This window comes from Curtobacterium sp. MCBA15_012, from assembly GCF_001864935.2.
In the GTDB taxonomy this organism is placed as follows: Bacteria; Actinomycetota; Actinomycetes; order Actinomycetales; family Microbacteriaceae; genus Curtobacterium.
Map to the genome: position 1 here is coordinate 3,503,509 of NZ_CP126267.1, position 25,899 is coordinate 3,529,407.

At 73.4% G+C, this 25,899-nt stretch carries 27 protein-coding genes; 15 read left to right on the plus strand and 12 right to left on the minus strand.

What is annotated here, in order from left to right:
• Nucleotides 1–16: 16 nt before the first annotated feature.
• From QOL15_RS16245 to QOL15_RS16260, 4 genes are all read right to left on the minus strand, one after another.
• Complete coding sequence (locus QOL15_RS16245; RefSeq protein WP_139197329.1) at nt 17–709, minus strand: DinB family protein; 693 nt, start codon at nt 707–709, stop codon at nt 17–19.
• On the minus strand, nt 706–1,338 hold the full coding sequence (locus tag QOL15_RS16250) for a hypothetical protein (RefSeq protein ID WP_065962539.1): 633 nt from the start codon (nt 1,336–1,338) through the stop codon (nt 706–708). The genes QOL15_RS16245 and QOL15_RS16250 overlap by 4 nt, the downstream gene beginning before the upstream one ends.
• Before the next feature lie 89 nt (nt 1,339–1,427).
• Complete coding sequence (locus QOL15_RS16255; RefSeq protein ID WP_071245957.1) at nt 1,428–2,306, minus strand: aminoglycoside phosphotransferase family protein; 879 nt, start codon at nt 2,304–2,306, stop codon at nt 1,428–1,430.
• Between the two features lie 70 nt (nt 2,307–2,376).
• On the minus strand, nt 2,377–3,177 hold the full coding sequence (locus QOL15_RS16260; RefSeq protein ID WP_065962536.1) for a ScbR family autoregulator-binding transcription factor: 801 nt from the start codon (nt 3,175–3,177) through the stop codon (nt 2,377–2,379).
• Between the two features lie 80 nt (nt 3,178–3,257).
• Here QOL15_RS16260 and QOL15_RS16265 point away from each other — a divergent pair, with 80 nt between their 5' ends.
• The gene (locus QOL15_RS16265; RefSeq protein WP_071245955.1) at nt 3,258–3,701 is read left to right on the plus strand and encodes a hypothetical protein; all 444 of its coding nucleotides are present in this window, start codon (nt 3,258–3,260) and stop codon (nt 3,699–3,701) included.
• A gap of 22 nt (nt 3,702–3,723) precedes the next feature.
• Here QOL15_RS16265 and QOL15_RS16270 read toward each other — a convergent pair whose 3' ends face one another.
• Both QOL15_RS16270 and QOL15_RS16275 read right to left on the minus strand, forming a co-directional pair.
• On the minus strand, nt 3,724–4,887 hold the full coding sequence (locus QOL15_RS16270; RefSeq protein ID WP_071245953.1) for a PP2C family protein-serine/threonine phosphatase: 1,164 nt from the start codon (nt 4,885–4,887) through the stop codon (nt 3,724–3,726).
• A gap of 9 nt (nt 4,888–4,896) precedes the next feature.
• Nucleotides 4,897–5,661, minus strand: coding sequence for a ThuA domain-containing protein (locus tag QOL15_RS16275; protein WP_175473798.1), 765 nt, complete (start codon nt 5,659–5,661; stop codon nt 4,897–4,899).
• Between the two features lie 146 nt (nt 5,662–5,807).
• Between QOL15_RS16275 and QOL15_RS16280 the strand changes: the two genes are divergently transcribed.
• A complete protein-coding gene (locus tag QOL15_RS16280; RefSeq protein WP_071245951.1) occupies nt 5,808–6,263 on the plus strand; it encodes a DUF3817 domain-containing protein in 456 nt (151 codons plus the stop codon).
• Between the two features lie 72 nt (nt 6,264–6,335).
• On the opposite strand, the gene QOL15_RS16285 is transcribed toward QOL15_RS16280, so the two are convergent.
• Together QOL15_RS16285 and QOL15_RS16290 are read right to left on the minus strand one after the other, a co-directional pair.
• The gene (locus QOL15_RS16285; protein ID WP_071245949.1) at nt 6,336–8,546 is read right to left on the minus strand and encodes an NADP-dependent isocitrate dehydrogenase; all 2,211 of its coding nucleotides are present in this window, start codon (nt 8,544–8,546) and stop codon (nt 6,336–6,338) included.
• A gap of 129 nt (nt 8,547–8,675) precedes the next feature.
• Nucleotides 8,676–9,164 (minus strand): hypothetical protein, encoded by a 489-nt coding sequence (locus tag QOL15_RS16290; protein ID WP_071245947.1) that lies wholly within the window; start codon nt 9,162–9,164, stop codon nt 8,676–8,678.
• Nucleotides 9,165–9,326: 162 nt separating this feature from the next.
• On the opposite strand from QOL15_RS16290, the gene QOL15_RS16295 reads away from it, so the two are divergent.
• The 5 genes from QOL15_RS16295 to QOL15_RS16315 all read left to right on the plus strand — a co-directional run bounded on the left by QOL15_RS16295 (nt 9,327) and on the right by QOL15_RS16315 (nt 14,538).
• A complete protein-coding gene (locus QOL15_RS16295; protein ID WP_071245945.1) occupies nt 9,327–10,427 on the plus strand; it encodes a M23 family metallopeptidase in 1,101 nt (366 codons plus the stop codon).
• A gap of 212 nt (nt 10,428–10,639) precedes the next feature.
• The gene (locus tag QOL15_RS16300) at nt 10,640–11,962 is read left to right on the plus strand and encodes a hemolysin family protein (RefSeq protein ID WP_071245944.1); all 1,323 of its coding nucleotides are present in this window, start codon (nt 10,640–10,642) and stop codon (nt 11,960–11,962) included.
• A 155-nt stretch (nt 11,963–12,117) separates the two neighbouring features.
• Entirely contained in the window at nt 12,118–13,020 is a 903-nt protein-coding gene (locus QOL15_RS16305; RefSeq protein WP_065964018.1) for a helix-turn-helix transcriptional regulator, read from the plus strand.
• Nucleotides 13,021–13,114: 94 nt separating this feature from the next.
• Complete coding sequence (locus tag QOL15_RS16310) at nt 13,115–13,873, plus strand: methyltransferase domain-containing protein (RefSeq protein WP_083230355.1); 759 nt, start codon at nt 13,115–13,117, stop codon at nt 13,871–13,873.
• 182 nt (nt 13,874–14,055) lie between these two features.
• Nucleotides 14,056–14,538, plus strand: a complete 483-nt coding sequence (locus QOL15_RS16315) for an FBP domain-containing protein (RefSeq protein WP_071245942.1) — start codon at nt 14,056–14,058, stop codon at nt 14,536–14,538.
• Between the two features lie 15 nt (nt 14,539–14,553).
• On the opposite strand, the gene QOL15_RS16320 is transcribed toward QOL15_RS16315, so the two are convergent.
• Complete coding sequence (locus QOL15_RS16320; protein WP_254780330.1) at nt 14,554–15,948, minus strand: nucleobase:cation symporter-2 family protein; 1,395 nt, start codon at nt 15,946–15,948, stop codon at nt 14,554–14,556.
• Between the two features lie 264 nt (nt 15,949–16,212).
• A complete protein-coding gene (locus tag QOL15_RS16325) occupies nt 16,213–17,199 on the minus strand; it encodes an aldo/keto reductase (RefSeq protein ID WP_071245940.1) in 987 nt (328 codons plus the stop codon).
• Between the two features lie 70 nt (nt 17,200–17,269).
• Here QOL15_RS16325 and QOL15_RS16330 point away from each other — a divergent pair, with 70 nt between their 5' ends.
• On the plus strand, nt 17,270–17,533 hold the full coding sequence (locus tag QOL15_RS16330; protein WP_071245938.1) for a hypothetical protein: 264 nt from the start codon (nt 17,270–17,272) through the stop codon (nt 17,531–17,533).
• 109 nt (nt 17,534–17,642) lie between these two features.
• Here the strand turns inward: QOL15_RS16330 and QOL15_RS16335 are convergent, their stop codons facing one another.
• Entirely contained in the window at nt 17,643–18,101 is a 459-nt protein-coding gene (locus QOL15_RS16335) for a MarR family winged helix-turn-helix transcriptional regulator (RefSeq protein ID WP_071245937.1), read from the minus strand.
• A gap of 77 nt (nt 18,102–18,178) precedes the next feature.
• Here QOL15_RS16335 and QOL15_RS16340 point away from each other — a divergent pair, with 77 nt between their 5' ends.
• The 7 genes from QOL15_RS16340 (at nt 18,179) to QOL15_RS16370 (ending at nt 24,644) form a co-directional block, all read left to right on the plus strand.
• Nucleotides 18,179–18,565: a hypothetical protein gene (locus QOL15_RS16340; protein WP_217640979.1), complete on the plus strand. Its 387-nt coding sequence runs from the start codon at nt 18,179–18,181 to the stop codon at nt 18,563–18,565.
• Between the two features lie 895 nt (nt 18,566–19,460).
• Nucleotides 19,461–20,093 (plus strand): hypothetical protein, encoded by a 633-nt coding sequence (locus QOL15_RS16345; protein ID WP_065964031.1) that lies wholly within the window; start codon nt 19,461–19,463, stop codon nt 20,091–20,093.
• Nucleotides 20,094–20,385: 292 nt separating this feature from the next.
• A complete protein-coding gene (locus QOL15_RS16350; protein WP_071248165.1) occupies nt 20,386–20,934 on the plus strand; it encodes a thioesterase family protein in 549 nt (182 codons plus the stop codon).
• A 43-nt stretch (nt 20,935–20,977) separates the two neighbouring features.
• On the plus strand, nt 20,978–21,589 hold the full coding sequence (locus QOL15_RS16355; protein ID WP_071248159.1) for a YdeI family protein: 612 nt from the start codon (nt 20,978–20,980) through the stop codon (nt 21,587–21,589).
• Between the two features lie 10 nt (nt 21,590–21,599).
• A complete protein-coding gene (locus QOL15_RS16360; protein ID WP_071248153.1) occupies nt 21,600–22,478 on the plus strand; it encodes an aldo/keto reductase in 879 nt (292 codons plus the stop codon).
• A 191-nt stretch (nt 22,479–22,669) separates the two neighbouring features.
• On the plus strand, nt 22,670–23,428 hold the full coding sequence (locus QOL15_RS16365) for an SGNH/GDSL hydrolase family protein (protein ID WP_071248150.1): 759 nt from the start codon (nt 22,670–22,672) through the stop codon (nt 23,426–23,428).
• Nucleotides 23,429–23,513: 85 nt separating this feature from the next.
• Nucleotides 23,514–24,644 carry a sorbosone dehydrogenase family protein gene (locus QOL15_RS16370; protein WP_071248147.1) on the plus strand — a complete coding sequence of 377 codons (1,131 nt, stop codon included), beginning with the start codon at nt 23,514–23,516 and terminating at the stop codon, nt 24,642–24,644.
• A 117-nt stretch (nt 24,645–24,761) separates the two neighbouring features.
• Here the strand turns inward: QOL15_RS16370 and QOL15_RS16375 are convergent, their stop codons facing one another.
• Complete coding sequence (locus QOL15_RS16375) at nt 24,762–25,733, minus strand: NAD(P)-dependent oxidoreductase (RefSeq protein ID WP_071248137.1); 972 nt, start codon at nt 25,731–25,733, stop codon at nt 24,762–24,764.
• Between the last annotated feature and the right edge of the window lie 166 nt (nt 25,734–25,899).

The window sequence follows — 25,899 nt, forward strand, 5'->3', positions numbered from 1 at the left end:
GACCGACGGTCGGGTATCAGGCGCGGTCCGGCAGTCCCGCACGCTCGGCGATGTCGACCAGGTGCTCCCGCCACGCCGCCCACTCCGCCGGACTCTTGGCGGCGAGGTTGCCGTCCCCGTCGCCCGCCAGGCCGTCGAGCATCTCGCGCACGATGTCCGCGTGCCCCGCGTGCCGGGCGGTCTCGTACGCCATGTGCACGAGGATCCGGTGCAGCGTCACCTCGCGGTGCCCCTCCGGCCACCACGGGACGACCCCGCGGGCGTCGAGGTCGAGCGCCTCGATGGTCGCGTCGGCGTGCGCGGCACTGCGGTGGTGGAACGCGACGACGTCGGCCGTCGACTCGTCGAGCGAGGCGTACATGTCGGCGCCGTCCCACGACTCGAGCCAGGCGGGCGGGTCCGGCAGCGGGCGGTCGAAGACCATGCCGAGGTACCCGGCCTGCACGCCGGCGACGTGCTTGACGAGCCCGAGGACGTTCGTGCCCGTCGGGGTGAGCGGCCACCGGGCCTGCCGCTCCGCGAGCCCGTCGAGCTTCGCGAGCAGCGCCGCCCGGTGCTTGCGCAGGTACCGGTGCAGCGTGTCCTTCACCATCGCGGCGTCGGTGGTCGGCGAGGACCCCTCGTCGGACAGCGTGGACAGCCCGCTCGACACGATCGCGTCGGCGGGCGGTGCCGGGGTCACGGCGGGGACCGGGTCGGTGTTCGTCACGTCGCCGATGCTGCCACCCGGCGGGCGGTCACGCGCGCCGACTCGTGCACGGCGACCCGCTCGGCCGTGAGCAGGAGGGAGGCGACCTGCTCCTGCGTCCGGTCCGGTCCGTCGTTCCACCGGGTCAGGTCGCGCACACGGGCGGTGCGGACGTCGGGCGCCGGCGTCCACAGCACGGGCCGGCCCTCGTCGGCGGCGAGCGCGTGCCACACCAGGTCGAGGGCGCGCTGCACGGGTTGGGTGTGCACGGCCTGCGGACCGCCGGCGGCCGAGACCACCGCGCCGACGAGGCACGCGCCGACGAGCGGGCGCCCCTGCGCCTCGGTCGCGGCGGCGCTCGACGCGGTGCGCTGCCGACCGTGCTCGTCGAGGTAGGTGAACCAGGCGTGCTGCACCCAGCCGCGCTCGACGACCCCGCGGGCGTCGGTGAGGAGCCGCTGCAGCTCGCCGAGCTCCTGCACGTGGGCGGCCAGGCGGCGGTCGCGGGCGGCGGCGCGGTGTGCGGCCCACCGGTCGAGGAGTCCGCGCAGCCCCGACGGTCCCGGGGCGGGCGGTGCGGTGTCGCGGCGGACTGCGGCGGGGGAGGCGTCGGTGTCGACGTCGTGCGGGACGCGGAACTCGAGGGTCATCAGGCCCCTCCGATCTCCAGTGCACGGTCAGGTGCGAGGAAGCGTACGCCCGGGACCGACGGCCGTCCAGGGGTGTGCGCGGACCGGTCTCAGTCGTCGAGCACGGCGTCGAGCGCCCGGACCGCGACGTCCCGGTGGCCCGGCTCGTCGCTCGTCGCGAGCGCCGAGGCGATCGCGACCGCCCAGCCGCGGGCGCGCGTCCAGGTCGCGTCGTCGGCCGCGACCCGCGTCGCGAAGGCGGTCCGCGCCTCCCGGTCGAGGGTGAGCCACCGGGTGGCGAGGTCGACGGCCGGGTCCCCCGCGGTCACGTCGCCGAAGTCGACGACCGCCGACAGGCGGACCGCTCCGTCGGGGCGGTCGTCGACGAGCACGTTGGACGGGTGCAGGTCGCCGTGCACCCAGACGGGAGGCCCGGTGTGCGCGGGCGCGTCGATCGCGGTCCGCCAGAGCGCGGCCGCCTCCACGGCACGGGGCACGTCCGTCGTCGTCAGTCGCGTCGTCACCGCCGCGTCCCGCTCGGCGAGCGGCACGGCGCGGAAGGGGTTGCGTGGTGCGTCCGCCGCAGCGGGCACGTGCAGGCACGTCAGGAAGGCGGCGAGGTCCTCGGCGACCGGTCGGCCCTGCGGCACCGCGTCCGCCGGTCGACCGGCCAGCCACGGCACGATGCTCCACGACCACGGGTACCCGTGTGCCGGGCGCCCGGTGCGGACCGGGGCGGGCACGGGTGCGACCGCGGCCACGCGGGCGGCGATGCCGGGCAGCCAGCGCTGTTCGTGCGCGACGAGCTCGGCCGCGGCGGACCGGCGGGGGAGTCGGACGGCCAGGTCGGTACCCACCCGGACGATCACGTTGTCCCAGCCGTTCGCGACGACGCGCAGCGGCAGGTCGGCGAGGTCGGGGTGCTGGTCGCGGAGCAGCGCGGCCACGAGGTCGACGTCGACCTCGTGCTCGGCGGCGGGCGTGGGCATCCGGTCAGGGTAGTCGGACCGCACGGCTGAGCGCCGTCACAGGCCCGCGAACGGGGGCGGGGCGGAAAACCTACTCCTTGGTATCCTCTGTGCGAGGCGACGTGGGTGTCCCTGGGGGGACCCGCGTCGCCACGACCGCGGGCCCGTTCCCCGCCGCCCGGTCGCGCGGGTCGTCCGACGCGGTGTCACCGGCATCCGGATCCGCCCCGGCGTCCGTGGCGGTGTCGGCGTCGATGATCGCGACGAGCCGGGGGATCTCCGGGCGCATCCGCTCCGTGACGATCGCCGCGAGCAGCACCGTCCACAGTTCGCGCAGCCGTTCGTACAGGTCGGCGCGGTCGTGCAGCCGGTCGGACGTCATCTGCACCCCGGCGAACGCCGGACCGACCACGCGGCCGACCATCACCGGGTCCCAGGCGGGGTCGACCTCGCCCGCGTCGATCGCCTGCCGCACGACCGACGCGGTGTGCTGCACCCAGTCGGCGTCCGGGTCGCGCCGGACCACGGCCGCGGCGTGCTCGTCGGTCGCGAGCCGGATGCCCGCGCTCACCACGACCTCGTGCACCATCTGCGTCGCGACGCCCTGCGACATCCACATGAGCGACTCGAGCGGCGACAGGCACCGCTCCCGCACGGCGGCGGCGTAGCGGCGGGAGACCTCGTTCTGTGCGGCGACGACCGCGGCGGCCATGTCGGCCTTCGACCGGAAGTGGAAGTAGACGGCGCCCTTCGTCAGCCCGGCGCGTTCGGCCACGCCGTCGACCGACGTGCCGAGGTAGCCGCGTTCGTCGAACTCGTGGGCCGCAGCCTCGACCAGGGCCGCCCGCGTCGCCACCGCCCGCTGCTGCCGGCCCCTGCCCTCCTGCGCCATGCCGACGATCGTAGCCAGGTGCACCCTGCGCGAGGGTGGCCCCCAGGGGACCCCCCGACGGCCTGTCGTACCGTGACCGCATGGACGGATGGCGGAGCCCGCGCACCTGGGCGCTGACGGGACGGTGGCTGCTGCTGCCGATCGCGGTGCTCGACTGGGTGGCCCTCGCCCCGCAGCCGGTCGTCGTGGTGGCGTTCCTGCTCGCCGTCGTCGGGTTCGCCGGGATGGCCGCGGCGCTCGTCGTCCGGATGCTGCACCGGTCCCGCGGCGCGATGGCGGCCGTCGGGGTCGCCCTGCTGCTCGGTGGCCTCGTCGTCCTCGGGCTCGACCCGTTCCCCGGGACGGTGCCGACCCTCGACGCCTGGTGGCCCGATGCCGTCACGCAGCCGCAGGTCGTCGGCAGCGCGTACTGGAAGACCGCCGGACTCGGGATCGAGCTCGCCGGGTTCGTCCTGCTCGCGACGCTCCTCGTCGCCGCGCTCACCGGGCACCCGGAGCGCCGCCGGCGCGAAACCGTCCGCTAGCCCCGACCGGGCCCGCGCGGGGTCAGCGGCGGGTGAGCACCACCACGGCGATGCTCCGGTCCGCGGTGTCGTCGGACGCGACCGTGCGGAGCCGCTCGAGCAGGTCGTCGGGGTGCGCCGCCGCGAGCGCCGCCAAGCCGTCCTCGCCGGCGATCCCGCCGAGCGCCAGCGCGCCCGGCGTCGCCAGCACCACGCGGTCGCCCGGCGCCAGGGTCGTCGTTCCCGTGGTGCGGGGGTGTCCGGCGGGCTGCAGACCGATCGGCAGGTCGGCCGAGCGCAGCGGGACCACCTCGCCCGTGCCGTCGCCGTCCGCGCGGAGCAGCAGTGCCGTGCCCGGGCCCGCGCCCGTCCACGCGAGGTGACCCGACGACGGGTCGAGCCGCAGGTGCAGGAGCGACCCGACGGCGTCCGCAGCGGTCAGGTCGGGGCCGAGCTGCGCCTCCAGACCGGCGACCGCGTCGTCGAACGCGACGTCCGTCCTGGCGACCACCGCGGACCGCAGCGATGCGGCGAGCAGGGCGGAGGCGCGCCCCGCGGCGACCGTGCCGACCGTCGCGTGGACCGACCCGTCCGCGGCGACGCGCCAGTCGACGACGTCACCACCGCGCTCGCGCGGCAGGACCAGGCCCTCGACGGCGGCGCCCGGCACCGCGACGGCGACGGGGACGAGCCCCGCGAGGACACGCTGCACGCGACCCCGCTCGATCGAGTGCCCGAGCTCCCGCTCCGCCCAGCGCGCGAGGTCACGGAGCAGGGCGACGTCCTCGTCGGCGAAGACCCGCGGCTGCGCGTCCATCACGCACAGCGTCCCGACCCGGATGCCGTCGCCCGTGCTGAGCGGCGCGCCCGCGTAGAACCGGATGCCGTGCTCCGCGACCGCCGCGGTGTGCGCGAAGCGCGGGTCGAGCGTCGTGTCGGGGATGACCATCGGCTCCGGGGTGAGCACCGTCGTCGCGCAGAACTGCTCGCTCGCGGGCACGCTCGTCCCCTGCTGCCACCCGAACGTCGACTGCGTCGTGACCAGGTCGTGGTGCACGAGGTTGAGGAAGGTCAGCGGGACGCCGAACGCCTCGTGGGTCATCCGGGTGATGCGGTCGAACCGCTCCTCGGGACCGGCACCGAGCACGTCGAGTGCCTCGATGACCGCGGTGCGACGCGCGGCGCCGTCGTCGTTGGGGGTGTCCACCCCACCGTTCTACCGGGAGTCACCCCCGAGGAACCAGTCCCGCGGGTGGGGGTCGGCGGTCAGCGTGCGCCGTTCGGAGGTCGGTGCGGCCCAGGCGGCGGCGTTCGCGAGCACCCGTCGGACGTCGGGGTGGTGGTACACCGGGTACTCCTGGTCGCCGGGCGAGAAGTAGAACACCCGGCCGAGGCCCCGGCGGTAGGCGACACCCGACCGGAAGACCTCGCCGCCCGCGAAGGTGGACAGGAAGACCTCCTCGTCGGGGCGCGGGATGTCGAAGTACTCGCCGTACATCTCCTGCCGGTCGATCACGATCGGGTGCGGGACGCCCGCGGCGATCGGGTGCTCCGGGGCGATCGTCCAGACGAGCTCGCGCTCCCCGTCGTTCCGCCACTTCAGCGAGCACGTCGTGCCCATCAGACGGGTGAACGGCTTCGAGTAGTGCCCGGAGTGCAGGACGACCAGGCCCATGCCGGCGTGCACGGCACGCACGACGCGGTCGACGACCTCGTCCGCGACCTGGTCGTGCGCCACGTGTCCCCACCAGAACAGGACGTCGGTGCCGACCAGGCGCTCCTCGGACAGCCCGTGCTCCGGGTCCTGCAGGGTCGCCGTGCCGACCGTGGCGTCGGGGTGCAGCTCGCGCAGGGCGTCGGCGACGACGGTGTGGATGCCGTCGGGGTAGTGGCCGAGCACGGTCGCGTCGCCGCGGCTCTCGTGCACGTTCTCGTTCCAGACGACGATGTCCAGTGGGCGGTTCGGGGTCGGCGCTGACATGGGGTCGACGCTACCCGCTGGCACGGTCGAATCGATACGAGCGAGCGCCGTGTCGGGAGGAGCCGTCCCGTCGCGGGCAACCGCCGTGTCGCCCGCCGCTCGGCGTTCCGGCTGTTCTCCAGGAGCGGTCCGCGACCATGTCGTGCATGACCCCTCGCTCCCTGTTCCGCGCCGCAGCGGTGGCCGAACTCGTGACCTGGACGCTGCTGATCGCCGGGATGGTGCTGAAGTACGGGCTGCACGCGGGGGACTTGGGCGTCCGGATCGGCGGCGGGGTGCACGGGTTCGTCTTCCTCGCCTACCTCGTCGTCACCACGGTCGTCGCGGTGAACCAGCGCTGGTCGGTCGGGGCGCTCGTGCTCGGCTGGGCGAGCGCGGTCGTGCCGTACGCCACCGTGCCGTTCGAGGTCGCCGTCGCGCGCCGCGGGATGCTCGAGGGTCCGTGGCGCCGCGAGGCCGACGAGCGCTCGGGCGCGTGGGACCGGCTGCTCTTCGTCGTGGTCCGTCGGCCCGGGCTGGCGGTCGCCGTCGGCGTGGTCGCGGTGGCGCTCGTGTTCACCGCCCTGCTCGTGGTCGGCCCGCCGGTCCCGTCGAGGAGCTGACGGACCCGCCTGGACGGACGGGAGGCGCGGTGCCGGCCGGCACCGCGCCTCCCGTCGTGTGGGCGGTCGCGCCTAGAGCGTCGCGAGCGCCGCGTTCAGGGTCGCGGACGGACGCAAGACCGCGTTCGTCTTCTCGCTGTCCGGACGGTAGTACCCGCCGATGTCGACCGGCTTCCCCTGCACGGCGACCAGCTCGTCGACGATCGTCTGCTCCTGCTCGTCGAGCTGCGTGGCCAGGCTCCGGAACGCCGCTGCGAGCTCGGTGTCCTCGGTCTGCGTCGCGAGCTCGTCGGCCCAGAACTTCGCCAGGTAGAAGTGGCTGCCGCGGTTGTCGATCGAGCCGAGCTTGCGGCCCGGGGACTTGTCCTCGTCGAGGAACCGGCCGGTGGCGCGGTCGAGCGTGTCCGCGAGGACCTTGGCGCGCGCGTTGCCCGTGACGCCCGCGAGGTGCTCGAACGAGACCGCCAGCGCCAGGAACTCGCCGAGCGAGTCCCAGCGCAGGTAGTCCTGCTCGACGAGCTGCTGCACGTGCTTCGGGGCGGACCCGCCGGCGCCGGTCTCGAACAGCCCGCCACCGCCGAGGAGCGGGACGACCGAGAGCATCTTCGCCGAGGTGCCGAGCTCCATGATCGGGAACAGGTCGGTGAGGTAGTCGCGGAGGACGTTGCCCGTGACCGAGATGGTGTCCTCGCCGCGGCGGATGCGCTCGAGCGAGAAGCGCATGGCGTCCTCGGGCGACATGACCTCGATCTGCAGGCCGTCGGTGTCGTGCTCGCCCAGGTACGTGCGGACGAGGCCGATGAGGTTCGCGTCGTGGGCGCGGGTCTCGTCGAGCCAGAACACCGCGGGCGTGCCGGTGGCGCGGGCGCGCGAGACGGCGAGCTTCACCCAGTCGCGGATCGCGACGTCCTTGGTCTGGCAGGCGCGCCAGATGTCGCCCTGCTCGACCTCGTGCTCGATGACGGTCTCGCCACCGCTCGTGACGACGCGGACGCGACCGGCGCCCGGGACCTCGAAGGTCTTGTCGTGCGAGCCGTACTCCTCGGCCTTCAGCGCCATGAGCCCGACGTTGGGCACCGAGCCCATGGTCGCCGGGTCGAAGGCGCCGTGTGCGCGGCAGTCCTCGATGACGGCCTGGTAGATGCCGGCGTAGCTCGAGTCCGGGATGACCGCGAGGGTGTCGTGCTCCTCGCCGTCCGGACCCCACATGTGGCCGGAGGTGCGGATCATGGCGGGCATGGACGCGTCGACGATGACGTCGCTCGGGACGTGCAGGTTCGTGGTGCCCTTGTCGGAGTCGACCATCGCGAGCTCGGGGCCGGCGTCGATGCCGTCCGCGAACGCCTGCTTGATCTCGGCACCGTTCGGCACCGCGTCGAGCCCGGCGAGGACCGAGCCGAGGCCGTCGTTCGGGTTGAGTCCGGCGGCGGCGAGGTCGGCACCGAAGCGCTCGAACACCGACGGGAAGAACGCGCGGATGACGTGGCCGAAGATGATCGGGTCGGAGACCTTCATCATCGTGGCCTTGAGGTGCACCGAGAACAGGACGCCCTGCTCCTTCGCGGCGGCGATCTGGTCGCGGAGGAACGCCTCGAGCGCACGGACGTGCAGGACCGTGCCGTCGACGACCTCGCCCGCGAGGACCGGGATCGACTGCTTGAGCACGGTGGTCTCGCCGTCGGCGCCCACGAACTCGATCGTCAGGGTGTCGTCGGCGGGTGCGATCCAGGACTGCTCGTTCGACCGGAAGTCGTCCGTGCCCATGGTCACGACGTTCGTCTTCGAGTCGGCGCTCCACGCACCCATGCGGTGCGGGTGCTTCCGGGCGTAGTTCTTCACCGACAGCGGCGCGCGGCGGTCCGAGTTGCCCTCGCGGAGCACCGGGTTCACGGCGCTGCCCTTGACGCGGTCGTAGCGGGCGCGGACGTCGCGCTCCTCGTCCGTGGTGGGCTCGTCGGGGTAGGCGGGCAGGTCGTACCCCTGCGCCTGGAGCTCGGCGATCGCGGCCTTGAGCTGCGGGATCGAGGCCGAGATGTTCGGCAGCTTGATGATGTTCGCCTCGGGGGACTTCGCGAGCTCCCCGAGCTCGGCGAGGGCGTCGTCCAGGCGCTGCTCGGCACTGAGCCGCTCCGGGAACAGGGCGATGATGCGGCCCGACAGCGAGATGTCGCGCGTCTCGACGTCGACGCCGGCCGTGCGGGCGAAGGCCTCGACGACGGGCAGGAACGAGTGGGTCGCGAGGAACGGTGCTTCGTCCGTGAGGGTGTAGATGATCTTGGCCATGCTGGCGGGTACTCCCTTGTTCAGCCGTCGGTCCGCCCCACGCTACTCGGGGCTCGGGATGTCTCGACGTCAAGATACCCGGCCGCAGGCGGCGGGGCCAGCGGGCGCCGGTCGGTGACGCGCCGCCCGCTACAGGGTGATCCGGAAGACGCGGACGCCCGAGGCGCGCAGCCCGGCGAGGCCGAGCCGGGAGCGGAGGTCGCGGAACGGCCGTCGGAAGCCGGACGTGGCCGATGCGGCACCGATCTGGTGCAGGACCTCGGACGTCAGGGTCCGTTCGACCTTAGGCGCGAGCCGGGTGACGCCGGAGACCGTGACCACGACCCGGACGGCGTTCGGCGCGAGCAGCGGTTCGATGCGCTCGGCGGCCTCCTGCGCACGGTGGAACGTCGGACCGTCGCCGCGACGGCGGATGGCGATGACGGCGAGTTCGGCGTCCGGTCGGTCGTCCGGGTCGGGCAGGTCGTCGAGGTGGACGACGCGCATCCGACCGGCGTCGACACCGGCGCGCACGGCCGCCGCGCGGAGCACGGGCAGCAGGTCCTGGGTGCCCGTGAGGACGACCTCGGCGGTGGCGAGGTCGACGGGTTCGTGCCGTTCCCGCGGCGTTCGGGCCATGGTGCAGGTCCTTCCGGTCGCTGGTCTCGGACACTACCGACCCGGCGCCCAGGCGGCACGCAGACGGCACTCCGGGTCAGGAGCCTCCCAGCTGGTCGGTAACGGTGAGATCACGACGAGGCCTGTACAAAGCGTCAGACTCGTGCAGAATGGTCGACGGCCATGACGACGACACACGACCACCACCAGCAGCAGCCGGGGACCCCGGTCGTGCACCTGTCCCGTCGCGCTGCCCTCGAGGCCGAGCGCGCCGCAGCCCGGAAGCCCGCACGCCGGACCCGCCCGACGGCTCCCGCGGCCCAGGCACCCGCCCCCGCAGCCCCAGAGCCCGCCCCCGCAGCCCAGGCGCCCGCAGCCCAGGCGCCCGCTGTCCAGGCCCCGGTCGCGTCGACCGCCGCGACCACCGCAGCACCGTCGACCCCTCCCGCACGCGCCGGCCGTCGCGCCACCCGCGCCCGTGCGGCGACCGAGCACGTCGACACCCGCATCACGAAGGTCGTCCGCCGCCGCGCCGCCGGGGCGACGTCCGTGCCGGCCGCGCGCCGCGCCTCCCGTCCGTCCCGCGGGCACCGCGCCAGCCGCGTCACGCTGACGAGCGCGCTGGCCGCGCTCGCGATGTTCGCCGCCTCGGCGATGCCCGCCCACGCGGCCGCCGGGACGTCGCTCGCGACCTCCACCATCGCGCCCGTCGTGCGCACCCAGGACTACGCCGTCACGCAGGCGATCGCGGCGAGCGCCTCGGACCGTGACGGCTTCACGATCGGTGGCGGCACGGTGAACCCCGGGAACGGCACCGCAGGGGCCGCCGGGTCCGCGGTGTCGTACGGCGGTGACGTCCGCTCGCCGTTCCCCGGTCCGGTGCGGATGAGCTCGGGCTTCGGGTACCGGTCCGCCCCGTGCGGCGCGTGCTCGTCACTGCACCAGGGCCTCGACTTCAACCCCGGGATGGGCGCGCCGATCGGTGCCGTCGCCGCGGGCAAGGTCCGCGTCTCCGGGACGTACTTCTCGTACGGCACCGCCGTGGTCATCGACCACGTGATCGACGGCCGCAAGGTCGCGACGCTCTACGGCCACATGATCCCCGGGTCCTCGCCGCTCAAGGTCGGCGACCGGGTCGAGGCCGGGCAGTTCATCGGCAAGGTCGGCTCGTCCGGGGTCTCCACGGGGGCGCACCTGCACCTCGAGGTGCTCCTGGACGGCGTGACCCCGATCGACCCCGAGGCCTGGCTCGAGGCCCGCATCGGTCGCTCGCTGACCCCCTGAGCCGAGGCCCGCACTGGTCCGCTCGCCGACCACCTGAGCCGAGCCGCCACGGCCGACCGGACGCCGCTCGCACCCGGGCCGCGCGCCCCGCGACGCACAGCACTTGCCGAGCAGGAGTGCGGCCGTCGTCCAGCGATCCTGTGCAGGATCACAGCCATGGACGATCACCACAGACCGCCCGCCCGTCGTCGATCCGCTGAGGCGTCCCGCTGATGGGCACCGACACCTGGATCGCCTTCGGGCTCGTCATCCTCTTCGTGCTCGTCGGCGGGGTGTTCGCCGCCGCCGAGATCGCCCTCGTCTCGCTCCGTGAGTCGCAGCTCCAGCAGCTCGAACGCCGGGGCTCCCGCGGTGCCCGCGTCGCCGCACTCGGTCGCGACCCGAACCGCTTCCTGTCCGCCGTGCAGATCGGCGTGACCGTCGCCGGGTTCTTCTCGGCCGCGTACGGCGCCTCGTCGCTCGCCCCGGACGTCGCCCCGCTGCTGGTCGGGACCGGGCTCGACCGGGGCGCCGCGGAGGCCGTCGCCCTCGTGCTGATGACCCTCGTGATCGCGTACCTGTCGCTCGTGTTCGGCGAGCTCGTGCCCAAGCGCCTCGCCCTGCAGCGCGCCGAGGGCTTCTCGATGGCGGTCGCACCGACCCTCGACCGCTTCGCGACCGCCATGCGCCCGGTGATCTGGGTGCTCTCCCGCTCCACCGACGCCGTCGTGCGGCTGTTCGGTGGCGACCCGCACGCCCGCAGCGAGTCGATGAGCACCGAGGAGCTCCGCGGCCTGGTCGACGACCACGACGCGATCGACGCGCAGGGCCGCCGCATCGCCCGGAGCGCCCTCGACGCCGGTGACCGCACCCTGCGGGAGTCGATGCGCCCCTGGTACGACGTCTCGACCATCGACGCCGTGTCGACGATCGCGGACGCCACCGACCACGCCATCACCGCCGGCCACTCGCGGTACCTCGTCACCGAGGGGTCCCGCGACGGCGTGGCCGGGTTCGTCCACCTGCGCGACCTGCTCCGCCCGGCCGACCCCGGCGCGCCCGTGTCCACCCTGGTCCGCCCCGTCCTCGCCCTGCCCGAGACGAAGTCGCTGTCCGGTGCGCTCACCGACATGCGCGTCGGCGGGCACCAGATCGCGCTGGTCGTCGACGAGTACGGCGGCAGCGCGGGCATGGTGACGCTCGAGGCCCTGCTCGAGGACCTCGTCGGCCGGATCCGCGACGAGTGGGACCCCGAGCACGACGGCACCACGGCGACCGCGGGCGAGGTCGACGGCGCGGTCGTGCTCGAGGACCTCGCCGCGGACGGTGGCCCGGTCCTGCCCGACGGCGACTACGAGACCGTCGGCGGGCTCGTCCAGGTGCACCTCGACCGGGTGCCGCGCGTCGGCGACGTCGTCGAGGTCGGCGACCACCGCCTCGAGGTGACCCGGATGGACGGGCACCGCGTGGCGCGGCTGCGCGTCACGGCGCGCACCGGCGACGCCGCCGCGCACGCGGACGGCGAGCCGGTCCCGGGGCCGGCCGCGGTCCGGTAGTCGGGACGGGACGGACGGGAGGCGCGGTGCGGGCCCGCACCGCGCCTCCCGTCCGTCCCCGACCGCGTCCGGACCCACGGCGACCGCGACGGGCGGGCGTCCCGGGCACTGCCCGTACCTGTCTCGGGACGGCGAGCGCGACGTAGGCTCGATGCATGGGCATCGACGTGCGCAACGAGATCCGGGACTTCCTGTCCTCCCGACGAGCACGGCTCACCCCCGACCAGGTCGGCATGCCGTCGTTCGGCGGCGGGGTGCGACGGGTGCCGGGGCTGCGGCGGCACGAGGTCGCCATGCTCGCCGGCGTCAGCGTGGACTACTACACGCGGCTCGAACGGGGATCGCTCAAGGGCGTCTCCGACAGCGTGCTCGAGGGCCTCGCGGGGGCCCTGCAGCTCGACGAGGACGAGCGGGTGCACCTGTGGGACCTCGCCCGGCTCGCGAACTCCGGCGTCAAGGTGATGCACCGGAACGTGCCGACCCGCGTGCGTCCCGGCGTGCAGCGGCTGCTCGACGCGATCACCGGCGCGCCGGCGTGGGTGCGGAACGAACGCGGTGACGTCGTCGCCACGAACGACCTCGGTCGCGCGCTGTACGCGCCGATGTTCGCCGGCCCCGGACGCCCGGTGAACACCGCGCGCTTCACGTTCCTCGACCCGGCGGCCCGCGAGTTCTTCCCGGACTGGGCGACGACGGCACGCGACGCCGTCTCGGTGCTCCGTGCCGCGGCGGTCGCGAACCCGTGCGAACCCGGTCTCGTGACGCTCGTGGGGGAACTCTCGACGCGCAGCGAGGAGTTCCGCACGTGGTGGGCCGCGCACGACGTCCGGGTGCACCGACGGGGCAAGAAGCGGATCGCACACCCGATCGTCGGGGAGCTCGAGCTCGACTTCGAGGCGCTCGACCTCGTCGCGGACCCGGGCCTGACGATGTTCTCGTACTCGGCCGAGCCGGGCAGCGAGTCGGAACGGTCCCTGGCACTGCTCGGCTCCTGGGCGGCCACGGAACGGTCCGAGCAGGTCGCTGCGCTCCGCCAGGAAGCCGCGGCCGGGGACTGACCGGACGGCGGGCACGGAGCAGCAGCGCGGGTCCGCACCGACGGGCCCGCACGCCAGCCGTGCGTCCGCCGACCGGCGTTCGTAGGCTGGGCGCGTGACGGACGCGACGGAACCGGTGCAGGGCCCGCACCCGGGCCACCCGGAGGACGGCGGCCCGCGGGTCGTCGTCGACCGGGCGCGCTACCGCCGGACCGAGCCGACCTTCGCCCGCGCGGTGGCCCGTGCCCTCGGCGACGCCCGGGACGTGCTCGACCTCGGCGCCGGTCAGGTGCCGTACCTGCCCTCGGGCCGTGCCGTCACGGACGCCGGCGACCCGAGCTCCGGGCTGCCGTACGCCGACGACGCGTTCGACGCCGCGGTCGCCGCCTTCGTGCTCGCCGGGTGGACGGACCCCGCGCGCGGCCTCGCCGAGGTGCGACGGGTGACCCGGGGGCCGGTGGTCCTGCTCGTCCGGGACCCGGAGCGCGTCGCCGGACACTGGCTCGCCGAGTACGCGCCCGAGGTGGTGGCCGCCGACGCCCGACGGTGGCCGACGCTCGACCAGGTGGCCGCAGCACTCGGCGGCGAGGTCGAGACCACCCGGCTCCCGGTCCCGTTCACCTGTGTCGACGGCTTCTGGGAGGCGTACACCGGCCGCCCGGAACGGCTCCTCGACCCGGGCGTCCGCGCTGCCGACCCCGCGTGGTCACGCGTCGACGACCTCGCCGCGCGACGGGCGGTGGCCGCCCTGCGCACGGCGCTCGAGAGCGGGGCGTGGGACGACCGGCACGGCGTGCTCCGCCGCCAGCCCGCACACGACGGGTCGGTCGTGCTCGTCCGTGCGGACCGGTCCCGCCCGACACGCCCGGCTTGACACGCCGTCGTAGGGTGGGACGCATGCAGCAGCAGGAGGTGGTCGGCGCGCAGAGCGCCGGCATCAGGGCGTGACGCCCCCGGCTGTGCCCACGGGCACGGCCGCCGTCGTCGAACCCTGACCACCACCCCGCCCGTGCGGCGCGACACCCGCGCCCGGGCCCATCCGGAAGAGACCGCACCGTGCTGCCCATCAGCGAGAAGACCATCCGCGCGTCGTTCGTCAACGCCTCCCGCCGGGAGACGAGCGACCTGACGCTCCCCACCGACCTCGACCGCATCGTCTGGGACGACCTCGACTTCCTCGGCTGGCGGGACCCGAGGATCGGCCGCCGCGCCTACGTCGTCGTGCCCACGCTCGACGGCGACCTGGTCGGCGTGCTGTTCCGCCAGGCCGATGCCTCGCCCCGCTCCCGCGCGCAGTGCTCGTGGTGCCAGGACGTGAAACTGCCGAACGACGTCGTGTTCTGGAGCGCCAAGCGGTCCGGGAGGTCGGGGCGGAACGGGAACACCGTCGGCACGCTCGTCTGCCAGGACTTCCAGTGCTCGCACAACGTCCGGAAGCTGCCGCCGCCCGCCTACGAGGGCTACGACGTCGAGGCAGCGCGACTCCGGCGGATCGAGGACCTGCAGCTGCGCGCGGCGTCCTTCGTCGCCGAGGTCTGAGCGGGCGGCCGGGTCCTACCGCGGCGGCAGTGCGATCGGCGCCGTCGACCGCACCCCGTCGTACGAGCCCACCGCCGGGTCGTCGCCGTACCGCTCGCGCACGCTCCGCGACCCCAGGAGCAGGTTGAGCAGGATCGCGGCGACGGCCCCCGCCGAGATGCCCGAGTCGAACACGAGCGTGAACCACGTCGGGAACGCCCCGTAGATCGCCGGTGCGACGGTCGGCAGGAGCGCGATCCCGAGCGGCAACGCCACGACGAGGACGTTCCGGTTGTCGAACCGCACCTTCGACAGCGTCCGGATCCCGCTCGCCGCGACCATGCCGAACAGCGCCACCCCGGCCCCGCCGAGGACCGCGTGCGGGATCGCCTCGACGACCGCGGCGACCTTCGGGACGAGGCCGAGCACGACGAGGATCCCGCCCGCCGCGGTCGCCACGTACCGGGAGCGCACGCCGGTCAGCGCGACGAGTCCGACGTTCTGCGCGAACGCCGTGTACGGGAACGTGTTGAACACCCCGCCGACGACCGTGCCGAGGCCGTCCGCCCGCAGCCCGTCGGCGAGCGTGCGCTTCGACACCGGGCGACCGACGACCTCGCCCACGGCCACCATGTCGCCCGTGGTCTCGGTCATGATCACGAGGCCGACGACGAGCATCGACACGATCGACGCGAGGTCGAAGGTCGGCAGGCCGAAGTGGAACGGCGTCACGACCGCGAACCAGGCCGCGTCGCCGATGCCCGAGCCGTCGACCATGCCCGGCACGAACAGCGCCACGACGGTCCCGAGCAGCAGCCCGGCCAGCACCGAGACCCGGGCGAGTCCCCGCGGCGCGAACCGTTCGACCAGCACGATCGCGAGCAGCACCCCGGCCGCGAACGCGACGTCGAGCGGACGGGCGGCGCCGTCCTTGCCGCGCTCGGTGATCCACCCCGCGGCGACGCTCATGAGCGACAGGCCGATGATGAGGATCACGGTCCCGGTGACGATCGGTGGGAACAACCGGACCAGCTGCGAGAACCACGGTGCGACGAGGACCATGAAGACCCCGCACGCGATCGTCGCGCCGTAGACCGCCGTGATGCCGTGCTCGGTCCCGATCGCGATCATCGGGCCGACCGCGGCGAAGGTCACGCCCTGCACGAGCGGCAGCCGCACGCCGAAGCGCCAGAAGCCGACGGACTGCACGATCGTGGCGAGCCCGGCGACGAACAGGTCGGCGCTGATGAGGAACGCGAGGTCGGCCCGGTCGAAGCCGAGGGCACCGCCCACGATGAGCGGCACGGCGATCGCGCCGGCGTACATGGCGAGCACGTGCTGCAGCCCGAGGGGCACCAGTCGTGCGAGTCGCGGGACGGCGTCGACGCCGTCCTCGACCGGTGTGCGGCGCGTGGTGGTCGTCTCGGTCACGGGTGCCCCCTCGGTGTCGTCCTGGATCCCTCCGTCGTCCTGGATCCCTCCTGGGACGCTACGGAGCCGGTGTTTCCGCGCCGTGACGACGGTGGGTCGCCCGCGTCACGCGCCACCCGCCTGCAACGAGCGTTCCGATGTGCGGTTGCGACGGACGGGCGGTCACGACCGACGGGTGGGGACGACGGACGGGAGGCCCGTGGCGGTGTCGCCACGGGCCTCCCGTCCGTCATGTGGTCGCGTCGGCGACCGCAGCGTGCCTGGTCAGCGACCGATGGTCGACATGTCCGGGTACCGGTCGCCGGTCGGCACCGGGAGCGAGGACAGGCGCTCGAGCTGCGCCGGCGACAGGGTGACGTCGGCGGCGCCGACGTTCTCCTCGAGGCGGACGACCCGCTTCGTGCCCGGGATCGGCACGACGTCGTCGCCCTGCGCGAGCAACCAGGCGAGCGCGACCTGCGCCGGGGTGGCCCCGACCTCGTCCGCCACGGCCTTGACCTCGTCGACGATCCGGAGGTTCTGGTCGAACGCCTCCTGCTGGAAGCGCGGGTTCGCGCGGCGGAAGTCGTCCTCGTCCAGGTCGGACGGCTTGGTGATCGCGCCGGTCAGGAAGCCGCGGCCGAGCGGCGAGTACGGCACGAGACCGATCCCGAGCTCGCGGACCGTGTCGAGGACGTCGCCCTCGAGCTCCCGGGTCCACAGCGAGTACTCGGTCTGGAGCGCGGTGATCGGGTGCACGGCGTGGGCGCGGCGGATCGTCTCCGGGCCGGCCTCGGACAGCCCGATGTGCCGGATCTTGCCCTCCTGCACGAAGCCGGCGAGCTGGCCGACGACGTCCTCGATCGGGATCGCCGGGTCGACGCGGTGCTGGTAGTACAGGTCGACGTGGTCGGTGCCGAGCCGGCGGAGGGAGCCCTCGAGCGCCTCGCGCACGGACTCCGGTGCACTGGAGAGGCCGCGCTGCTGCGTCGGGGTCTCCTCGCCGGCCTCGTGGCGGTAGAGGCCGAACTTGGTGGCGATGACGACCTGGTCGCGGCGGTCGCCCAGCGCGCGGCGGAGGAGTTCCTCGTTCGTGTAGGGGCCGTACGCCTCGGCGGTGTCGAAGAGCGTGACGCCGAGGTCGATCGCGCGGTGGATCGTGCGGATCGACTCGTCGTCGTCGGAACCTGCGCCCGTGTAGAAGGCGCTCATCCCCATGGTGCCGAGGCCGACGGGGCCGACCTCGAGGTCTGCGAGCTTGCGTGTCTGCATGGGTGCAGGTCTACTCCTGCTCGCGGGTTCCCCGGGAGGTACCGGTACGGCTACGCTGCGAGGACGGACAGTGTCCGCAGAACGCGAGGGGGAGGTCGTCGTGGTCGTCGTGTGGATCGTGATCGGGGTGGCGGTGGCGATCGCCGCGTTGCTCGTCGTGCTCGAGGTGCAGAACATGCGCCGCCGCCGGACGATGGCGGACATGGAGCCCGTCGACCCGCGCATCGGGGAGCGGGCGGTGCAGGACGCGGAGAGCCAGCACGCGGTGGTCGAGGGTGCGGCGAAGTCGGCGCACCCGGGGATCTCGGGCGCCGGGGGCGGTCCGCTGGGCTGAGCGCGGGCTCGGTGTCCGGCGCCGGGTGCTGCCGGCCCGTGCCGGGTGCGGTGCGGTGGGGCGCGGTGCGGTGCGGTGCGCGGGATCTCCCCGCGGGCGGACGCGTCGGCTACTCGGTCGAGTACTCCGTCGAGGCGAGCGGCGTGGCGGTGAAGCGGGAAAGCAGTCGCGCCAGCGCCTCCCGATCGGCCTCGGTCCAGGTGCTCGTGTGGTCGGCGATCACCGCCTCCAGACGGCGTCGCGCCTCCGCGATGGCGTCGGTGCCGCTCGGCGTGAGCGTGAGGAGCGCCTGACGACGGTCGTCCGGGCCGGGGACCTGCACGACGAGGTCCGCTCGGACGAGTTCCGCGGCGCGGCGGCTCACGACGGAGCGGTCGAGCCCGAGGTCGGGCGCCAGGGCCGCCGCCGAGCGCGGCTCGCCCGCACGCGCCAGTGCGCTCAGCACCGGGTAGTTCGCCTCGGTCAGCCCGGGCGCAACACCGAGCGTCACGCTGCCGTAGAGGCCACTGCGGAACCCGCGGGTGAGCACCACGCCCAGGGCGTTCGCGATCGTTGCTGCCGGTTCCATGCACCGATCATACGTGTGCAACTCGCACAGATCCTGCTACCGTCACTCTGTGCAAGTTGCACAGAATGAGGATCGACATGACGGACATCGCCACGGCACTGACGGAGCTGCTCAACGACCGGGACAGCTCGGTCGACGACGCGATCACACGGCACTTCGCCGACGACTACCGACAGCGGACCGACGGCGTCTGGAGTGACCGCGCACAGTTCGCCGACCACATCGCCCACCTCCGCGGGATCGTCGCGCACGCGGAGGTCCGGGTGCTCGACGAGTTCGTCCGGGGCACCGCGTACGCGGACCGGCACGAGGTCCACGTGGAGAAGGCGGACGGGACGACCGTCGTGCAGGAGGTGTACCTGTTCGGCACCCTCGCGAGCGACGGACGCTTCGCGGAGGTGCACGAGGTGACCCACCTGCTCCGGGGGAGCGAGGCGGACCGCGGCATGGGGACGGCCTCGTGAGCTCGGGCGTCCCCAATGCAGGAGCCCGAGGGACCAGTCACGTACGACCCGACCGGCCACAGTCATCCAACCGGACGCCTCAGAGTCCGCGCTTCACCGGTGAGCATCAGGACACCATCGTGACTCTGCGTCATCAGAGAAACACCCGCGCAAAGTGATCAAGAAAACAATCGCGGAAATCGCGCTCGCTCCATCGGTGCCACACATCAAAGCCGGATACCATCTGACTTCCGTTTTGGAAGAAGGCACAGAATGCCACGCCCGCACCACGGAGTCAGGGTCTCCCAGCGCCGATCGGCCCGAAGTAACAGCGCGAACTCCACGTTGACTGATGAAGCGGCGCAGCGCAAGACGGCACAAAGGGGGACAGGATCCCAATCGCGGCCTCACGACACGAATCCCTGACTCTCCAAGAAGGGATCGCCCGCCCGCCTGACGCGTCGGTAAGGCGATGAGCGCTGACCTATAGCCAGACGGACAGCCTCGCATGGCCACCCGACTCTCGACAGTCAACCGCCGGTCGGAGGCGGTAGGACATTGATTTCATGCAATAGTGGGGCGTCAATTCCGCAATGGCCAGGGCCATACCGGCGGGATCGATGCCATCAGGGGACGCGACAAATCGTGGATGTTCGTCTACGCTCGCAGCATGTTTGGGAACTTGAACATCGTTGTAACGGTCGTTGTCCTCGTCGTGGTCGTGGCGCTCATCTCATGGGGGGTGCAAGCGCTTGTCGCTCGTCGACGTCGTTCGCTTGATTCGCACGTGAACGAATAACACGTCCATGGCTGAAACGGATTATTCCTCAGGAGGGGTTTCATGCCACAAATTGCTCAATTCAAGAGTCTGGTCTGCGCGGCGGTAGCCGGGGGTGCACTGCTGGGCTCCGTGCTCATGGGCGTCGCACCCGCGAGTGCCTCCGAGGCGAAGCTCCTGACGGCGTCACAGGAGGCGACCGTCAGGGCGACCATGGACGGTGCGAACGTCAGCGCTGACGTGCAGGATCGCCTCATCGCAAAGCTCAACGCTGGCCAGCCGCTGGACTCGCAGACTGATGCGACGCCTGTCAGCACGAGGAGCGAGAGCCTCCGCGAGGGAGGCACCCGGTCGGTCGAGGTGTTCGCCGACGGTTCGCAACGATGGGTTGAGTCCGATGCCGTGGCACCCGCGTCGACCGGAAGGCCGGGCGGTGTCACGACGTTGGGGCTCAACCCGTCGAAGACGGGGTGCAAGTCCTCCGGCGGCTGGAACACCAACTGCAAGATCGGGATCTCTGACTTCGTCAGCAATGCCGGCTTCTACCTCGACTACACGACCAACAAGATCCGCGACGTCCGCGGAGCGTACTGCAACAACTCGGTCGGCGACGCCTCGTGCTCGGCCAAGCTGCGTCGTGCAACTGCATCGTCGGCGGGCCCGGCATGGGCGGAGCTGACCTTCAAGGCTGGCATCGGCCCGATCGGCAACGTCGCCTCCGGCGCATTCGGACTGCGCGTCAGCGGGAGCAGCGCATCCGTCTACGGATGATCACGCTTCACTGAGCGAACGGTCCCGGCCCTCACGGCCGAGACCGTTTCTTCGTACACCTTCCGTTGGCGCGGCCGGATTCGGGCGGGGTGCCGCACCTCATGGGCATCCCTTCGGACGAGGACGCCGTCTCCATCCAGTCCCGAACGACAGGACGTGCAGCGCGGAGCGGGACGCCCCGCGCGGTCCGTTGGAGGTCGCGCCCACCCCCTGTTGCACACCGCACCGCAGCGGTCGTGCGGTTCCTCCAACACGATCGCCCGACCCGGGACGCGCCTGGTGTGATCGATGCGTGAACCTGTACTTCCGGCTGCTCCTGCTGACCCTGCGCATCCGGCTCGCCGCCGCCCGCCCCGGACGCCGTCCGTCGCTGTGGGACGAGACCCGCACGTCGTTCCGCGTCGCGCCGACCGACCTCGACCCGCTGCGGCACGTGAACAACGGCAAGTACCTGTCCCTGCTCGACCTCGGCCGGTACGACCTGCTCGCCCGGTCCGGCTTCTGGGAGGAGGCCTCCGCGCGCGGGTGGTACGCCGTGGTGGCGGCGCAGACGATCACGTACAAGCGGTCGTTGACGCTCGGGCAGCGGTTCAGCCTGCTGACGCGGATCCTCGGGGTCGACGAGCGCGCGGTGTACATGGAGCAGACCTTCGTCCGCGGTGGGGAGGTCGTGGCGCGGGCGGTCGTGCAGGCGCGCTTCCTGCGCCGCACCGGCGGGACCGTGAGCCCCGCCGAGCTCGTCGAGGCCGGCGGGGGGACGGACCGCGACCTGACCCTGCCGGCGTGGGTGCACGAGTGGGCCGACGCCGTGCGGATCAGCAGCGGCGACGCGGCACGGTAGCGGGACGGGCGACGACCAGACCGGCCCGCCCTACGATGACCGCATGGACGACGACCTCGTGCTCCCGGACGCCGCAGCGTGGCGCGCCTGGCTCGACACGCACGAGGAGACGCCCGACGGCGTCTGGCTCGTCCTCGCGAAGAAGGGCACGACGACCCCGACCACGCTGACGTACGACCAGGCGCTCGACGAGGCGCTGTGCTCCGGCTGGATCGACGGGCAGAAGCGCGGGCGGGACACGGCGACCTTCCGGCAGCGGTTCACCCCGCGGCGCCGGGCGTCGCTGTGGTCGCAGCGGAACATCGGGCTCGTCGCGGCCCTGACCGAGGCCGGCCGGATGCGCCCGCGGGGCATCGCCGAGGTCGACCGGGCGAAGGCCGACGGCCGGTGGGAGCGCGCCTACGCCGGTGCCGCGACGGCGACCGTGCCGGACGACCTGCGGGCAGCGCTCGACGCCGAACCCGCGGCCTCCGCGCTGTTCGACGAGCTGGACGCCACGAACCGGTACGCCGTGCTGCACCGGGTCACGACCGCCCCGAGCCCCACCGCCCGGGCGAACCGGATCGCGAAGCTCGTGGGCGGCCTGGCCCGCGGCGAGACCCCGTTCCCGCGACGGGGGACGACGGCTCAGGATCAGGTCACACCGACGGCGTAGACCGGGAGGCATGACCAGTACCGACACCACGAACCGTCCTGCCGCCGCCTCGGGCACGTTCCGGATCGGTGGCGACCTCGAGGTCCACCGTCTGGGCTACGGCACCATGCAGCTCACCGGACCGGGCGTCTGGGGCCCGCCGAAGGACCACGACGAGGCGATCCGCGTGCTCAAGCGTGCCGTCGAGCTCGGCGTCGACTTCTTCGACACCGCCGACTCCTACGGCCCCTACGTCGCCGAGGACCTGCTCCGCGAGGCCCTGCACCCGTACGGCGACGACGTCGTCATCGCGACCAAGGCCGGCCTGACCCGCACCGGCCCGAACGAGTGGCCGCCGGTCGGCCGTCCGGAGTACCTGCGCCAGGAGGCCGAGATGAGCCTTCGCCGCCTCGGCCTCGAGCGCATCGACCTGTTCCAGCTGCACCGCATCGACCCGAAGGTCCCGCTCGAGGACCAGGTCGGCGAGCTGAAGAAGCTGCAGGACGAGGGCAAGATCCGGCACATCGGCCTGTCCGAGGTCACGGTCGACGAGGTCAAGGCCGCCCAGGAGGTCGCCACGATCGTCTCCGTGCAGAACCTGTACAACCTGCAGAAGCGCGACGCCGAGGAGCTCCTCGACTGGTCGGAGCAGCAGGGCATCGGCTTCATCCCGTGGTTCCCGCTCGCGACCGGCGGGCTGACCGGCGAGGACTCGCCCCTGACCGAGATCGCGCAGCGCAAGGGCGCGACCCCGGCCCAGCTCGCGCTCGCCTGGTTGCTCGAGCGCTCGCCCGTCATGCTGCCGATCCCGGGGACGTCGAGCGTCGACCACCTCGAGGACAACCTGCAGGGCGCGACGATCGAGCTCACCGACGAGGAGTTCGCGGAGCTCTCGAAGCTGCACGCGTAGGTCGCGTCCGACGCGACCACGGGACGGACGGGAGGCGCGGTGCCGGCTGGCACCGCGCCTCCCGTCCGTCCGCGGTCGCCCCCGGCGACCGGGCGAACCTGTGAACGGCGGCGAAGACCCTCAGGAGCGGTGTTGCATTCCCCAGCACTGGGGACTGGTTCCGCGGGCGGATCCGGGGGATACCTGTACTCGTGTCCCGCCCCCGCCGTCTCGCCCTCGTCGCGAGCATCGCCACCGCCGCCTGCCTCGTCACGGCCGGCATCGTCCTCGCCACCGCCCCGCACGTCGCCACCGCCGAGGACACCCCCGTCGTCGCGGCGGTCGGTGCGCACGTGCAGCAGCGCGAGGCCGACCTGGTGCGGCCGGCCGACCAGGTCGTGAGCGGGGCCGTCGACACCCCGGTGGCCGCGGGCGCCGTCCCCTTCGCCTACGCGGGGGACTCGATCACCGCCCGTCCCGACTCGTGGCTGCACCAGCTCGCCACCGACGACCACCTGCACGCCGTCGGCGGCTACGCCCACAGCGGGTACCGCGCCGACCAGGTCCTGCAGGAGATCGCACCCGTGCCCGACGCCCGCGTGCTCGTCGTCGAGGTCGGCACGAACGACGTGAACCAGGCCGTCCCGACGGCCCGGACGATCGCCGACGTGGACGGCATCGTCCGCAAGGTCGGGGCCGCGCGCGTGCTCGTCGTCGCCGGCCCGCCCTCGGACTGGACGTGGAGCCGCTACGGTGCCGACCGCCGCACGGGGCAGCTCGCGCTGACCACGGCGCTCCGGTCGACCGCCACGGCGCACGGGTGGTCGTTCGTCGACCCGTTCACCGGGCTCCGGGCCGCCGACGGTGCGTACCGCCCGGGGGACTCGCGGGACGGCATCCACCCGACCGCCGAGGCGAACCGCAGCGTCGCGGCGGCGATGGCCGCGGCGATCCAGCGCACCGCGGCCTGACCCGGTCCACGGCTCGGGCACCGGAGATCCCCAGGACGCTCCCGACCGCGGCGTGTGGACTCGGGGACGAACCGGGAGGATCACCGTGGACACCACCCGCACGACCCGCAGCCCCCGCACCACTCGCTGGACCGCGCTCGGGCTCGCGGCCGCCGCAGCCCTCGTCCTGAGCGCGTGCTCGGACGACGGCACGGGTGATCCCGACGTCGGGTCCGGCGGCGCCCCGGCCCGCACGGGTTCCGCGACCGCGGCGGCGACCACCGACGTCGTCACGGGGCTCGAGGCACCGTGGTCGGTCGTCCCCGTCGGTGACCGGGGCGACGCGTTCATCAGCGAGCGCGACTCCGCGCGGGTGCTCGAGCTCCGACCGGGCGGCTCGACGCGCGAGGTCGGCACGGTCCCGGGCGTCCGGCACGGCGGCGAGGGCGGACTGCTCGGTCTCGCGCTGCACGACGGCGACCTGTTCGTCTACTCGACGGCCGACGACGGCAACCGGGTCCAGCGCTTCACCCTGACCGGCGGCACCGGGACGTACCGGCTCGGGGACGCCACGACCGTGCTCGACGGGCTGCCGCGGAACACCTTCCACGACGGCGGGCGGATCGCCTTCGGCCCGGACGGCATGCTCTACGTGAGCGTCGGGGACGCGGGGAACCGGCCGGCCGCACAGGACCGGGCGTCGCTCGCGGGCAAGATCCTCCGCGTGACCCCGGACGGCGCGGTCCCGGAGGACAACCCGTTCCCGGGCTCGCCGGTCTGGTCGCTCGGACACCGGAACGTGCAGGGCATGGGCTGGGCGGCGGACGGCACGATGTTCGCCGCGGAGTTCGGGCAGGACGCCTGGGACGAGCTCAACGTCATCGAACCGGGGCAGGACCACGGCTGGCCCGAGGTCGAGGGCGTCGGCGGCGAGGCACGCGGCTTCGTCGACCCCGTGCAGCAGTGGTCGACGGACGACGCCTCGCCGAGCGGGCTGACGGTGATCGGGGACACGGTCTACGTCGCGAACCTCAAGGGCGCGTCCGTCCGTGCCGTTCCGGTGTCCGACCCCGGGACCTCGACCGTGTTCTTCGCGGGGGAGTTCGGTCGCATCCGCACGGTGCTGGCCGGCCCCGACGACACGCTCTGGTTCGTCACGAACAACACCGACGGCCGCGGGGACCCGCGCGAGGGCGACGACCGCATCGTCTCGGTGCCCCTGACCGACCTCCGGTGAGCAGCAGACGTCGGGTGCCGGCCGCGCACCCGACGTCGTCTGCTCCATCGAGGAGCGCGCGACGGGGACGGAGCGCGCGACGGGGACGGGGCGCACCACGGCACGCCGGCGCCGGTGTCAGGCGACGAACGGTCCGGCCACCTCGAGTCCGCCGTGCTCGACCTGCCAGCGCAGGGCGTCGCGCACCGTCTCCGACGCGGTCCAGCCCGGGGCGTAGCCGAGCACCCGCTCGGCCTCGGCGGTGCTGAACACCTGGCTGCGGGACAGGTGCTCCCAGCTCGCGTCCGCGTGCTCGGGAGCCGTGGTCTCGCGGAACCGGTCCCACGTGACGGACTCGAGCCGCGCCTCCCGGCCGAACCACGACGCGACCAGGTGCGCGTACCCGCGGACCGTGAGCGCGGTCGGAGCCGTGGCGAAGAACGACCGGCCGGCGGCCGCGGAGCGCTGCTCGACGGCCAGCTGGAACAGCTGGGCGACGTCGTCGGCGTGCACGTGCGCCATCGCCTCGGCGCCGAGGCCGGGCACCTCGACGGGCTCGCCACCGGACAACCGCGTGACGACCGCGGGGTCGAGGTTGCCGAGCGGACCGATCGGCATCCAGCCCGGACCGCTGATGTGCCCGGGGTGGACCGAGGTCGCGACGACACCCCCTGTGGCGGTTTCCTTCGCGAGCATCCGGGCGATCGCGTCCTTCTGCACGCCGTAGTCCCCGAAGGGCGGAGTCATCGTCGCCTCGGTGATCGGCAGCACGTGCGAGACGCCCGCGCGCCAGATCGAGCCGCAGTGCACCAGGTGCGTCGCGCTGCCGCGGAGGGCGCGGACGAGCTGCTCGGCGCTCTCGACCGTGAAGCACACGAGGTCGACGACCGCGTCGGCGGCGAGCGCCGCGACCCGGCCGCCGAACGTGCCGTCGCGGTCCTCCTGCTCCCGGTCGGCGGTGACGCGCTCGACGCGCTCCCACTCCGGGGCGTCGGCGTAGGGGGTGCTCGTGCCGCGCGAGACGGCCACGACGTCGTGGCCGGCGCGGACGAGACGGGGGACGAGGAAGGTGCCGATGTGGCCGGTGGCTCCGATGACGACGATGCGCATGGCGACCACGCTAGGCGGGTGCTCCCGTGCGCGGCAGGCCCTGGCAGGACCGCGGTCCGGTCCGCGCGGCGGTGGCCGTGCGGTGACGTCCGTGCGGTGGGCGCACCACGGGACGGACGGGAGGCGCGGGTCGTCGCCGCCCCGCGCCTCCCGTCCGACGTGTGGT

Excerpts from the sequence above, each read along its gene's own strand:
- QOL15_RS16250 (WP_065962539.1), bottom strand. The coding sequence starts at position 1,338 with ATGACCCTCGAGTTCCGCGTCCCGCACGACGTCGACACCGACGCCTCC.
- QOL15_RS16255 (WP_071245957.1), bottom strand. The coding sequence starts at position 2,306 with ATGCCCACGCCCGCCGCCGAGCACGAGGTCGACGTCGACCTCGTGGCC.
- QOL15_RS16260 (WP_065962536.1), bottom strand. The coding sequence starts at position 3,177 with ATGGCGCAGGAGGGCAGGGGCCGGCAGCAGCGGGCGGTGGCGACGCGG.
- QOL15_RS16265 (WP_071245955.1), top strand. The coding sequence starts at position 3,258 with ATGGACGGATGGCGGAGCCCGCGCACCTGGGCGCTGACGGGACGGTGG.
- QOL15_RS16275 (WP_175473798.1), bottom strand. The coding sequence starts at position 5,661 with ATGTCAGCGCCGACCCCGAACCGCCCACTGGACATCGTCGTCTGGAAC.
- QOL15_RS16280 (WP_071245951.1), top strand. The coding sequence starts at position 5,808 with ATGACCCCTCGCTCCCTGTTCCGCGCCGCAGCGGTGGCCGAACTCGTG.
- QOL15_RS16285 (WP_071245949.1), bottom strand. The coding sequence starts at position 8,546 with ATGGCCAAGATCATCTACACCCTCACGGACGAAGCACCGTTCCTCGCG.
- QOL15_RS16290 (WP_071245947.1), bottom strand. The coding sequence starts at position 9,164 with ATGGCCCGAACGCCGCGGGAACGGCACGAACCCGTCGACCTCGCCACC.
- QOL15_RS16295 (WP_071245945.1), top strand. The coding sequence starts at position 9,327 with ATGACGACGACACACGACCACCACCAGCAGCAGCCGGGGACCCCGGTC.
- QOL15_RS16300 (WP_071245944.1), top strand. The coding sequence starts at position 10,640 with ATGGGCACCGACACCTGGATCGCCTTCGGGCTCGTCATCCTCTTCGTG.
- QOL15_RS16305 (WP_065964018.1), top strand. The coding sequence starts at position 12,118 with ATGGGCATCGACGTGCGCAACGAGATCCGGGACTTCCTGTCCTCCCGA.
- QOL15_RS16325 (WP_071245940.1), bottom strand. The coding sequence starts at position 17,199 with ATGCAGACACGCAAGCTCGCAGACCTCGAGGTCGGCCCCGTCGGCCTC.
- QOL15_RS16335 (WP_071245937.1), bottom strand. The coding sequence starts at position 18,101 with ATGGAACCGGCAGCAACGATCGCGAACGCCCTGGGCGTGGTGCTCACC.
- QOL15_RS16340 (WP_217640979.1), top strand. The coding sequence starts at position 18,179 with ATGACGGACATCGCCACGGCACTGACGGAGCTGCTCAACGACCGGGAC.
- QOL15_RS16345 (WP_065964031.1), top strand. The coding sequence starts at position 19,461 with ATGGGCGTCGCACCCGCGAGTGCCTCCGAGGCGAAGCTCCTGACGGCG.
- QOL15_RS16355 (WP_071248159.1), top strand. The coding sequence starts at position 20,978 with ATGGACGACGACCTCGTGCTCCCGGACGCCGCAGCGTGGCGCGCCTGG.
- QOL15_RS16360 (WP_071248153.1), top strand. The coding sequence starts at position 21,600 with ATGACCAGTACCGACACCACGAACCGTCCTGCCGCCGCCTCGGGCACG.
- QOL15_RS16375 (WP_071248137.1), bottom strand. The coding sequence starts at position 25,733 with ATGCGCATCGTCGTCATCGGAGCCACCGGCCACATCGGCACCTTCCTC.